At 43.0% G+C, this 1164-nt stretch carries 1 protein-coding gene; it reads left to right on the top strand.

What is annotated here, in order from left to right:
• Nucleotides 1–125: 125 nt before the first annotated feature.
• Nucleotides 126–1076: an IS110 family transposase gene (locus DXX94_RS19145; RefSeq protein ID WP_116013201.1), complete on the top strand. Its 951-nt coding sequence runs from the start codon at nucleotides 126–128 to the stop codon at nucleotides 1074–1076.
• Nucleotides 1077–1164: the final 88 nt, after the last annotated feature.

Raw genomic sequence — 1164 nt, 5'->3', positions numbered from 1 at the left:
TGATTAATGGCTCCTCAATCGAGAGACCGATAACAAGAACGAACGCTGTAAAAGACTCCAAGCAACATACTCGAATAGTCTACTGGGTCTCGAACCCGCATTATGCAAGCAAGGGTTAGCTTATTATGAAAACAGTCATCAATCAAAAGATTCACGTTGGGGTAGATACAGGTAAGTACCAACTTGATATATATCTTCGTCCTTTGGACATTTACTTCACCGTCCCCAATGACGAAAAAGGGATTGCAGAAGCCATAAATCAGCTCAAGCAATACCCTGTTGAACGCATCGTCATTGAAGCGACAGGGCGGTTAGAAATGCCGTTTATTATGGCGTGTGCGAACAGCAAACTGCCGTTTGTTATCGCCAATCCTATTCACATCAAACGCTTTGCAGGTGCGATTGGACAGCGCGCTAAAACAGACAAACTTGATGCGCAGCTTATCGCTCATTATGGGGAAGTGATTAAACCAGCACTATCACAACTCAAACCAGCCACTATGCAAGTCATGAGTGATTTGGTCGCCAGAAGAAATCAGTTACTTGTGATGCAAACGATGGAAAAGAACCGCCTTCAGTCTTTGCCAAAAAGCTTATCAATGACCATCAAGCCGATACTTACCGCGTTTAAACATCAAATCCTAAAAATTGAAAAGAAACTCGTTGAACTCATCGAATCTTGCCCTGAATACCAGAAGAAAAATACGATTCTGCAAAGCATGACAGGTATCGGCAAAATAGCGGCCGCATCAATCATCAGTAATTTACCAGAGCTTGGCTATGTAACGGGTAAACAAGCGAGCAGCCTAGTTGGTGTTGCGCCGATGAATCGAGAAAGTGGCCGTTATAAAGGACAACGGAGAATCCAAGGTGGGCGGCACCAAGTGCGCACGGTGTTATATATGGCGATGCTGTCAGCGATTCAAAGTAATCCGGTGTTTAAAGATACCTATCAACGATTAGTTGGTGCAGGCAAACCTAAAAAAGTGGCGATAATTGCCTGTATCAGAAAGATGGTGGTGATATTAAATTCGATGCTCAGAGATGAAGTAATGTGGGAAGCGCCAAAAGCTTAAAAATTAGCTGTACTAGTTCAGATAAAATGTACTAGTTCAGACTTGATCTGACAGTTACCCGTTTTTCAATCGGTGACTGTCAGTTTAG

This window comes from Thalassotalea euphylliae, assembly GCF_003390375.1.
In the GTDB taxonomy this organism is placed as follows: domain Bacteria; phylum Pseudomonadota; class Gammaproteobacteria; order Enterobacterales; family Alteromonadaceae; genus Thalassotalea_F; species Thalassotalea_F euphylliae_A.
The sequence above is the reverse complement of the archived record's forward strand: the minus strand, read 5'-3'. Positions and strand labels throughout refer to the sequence as shown.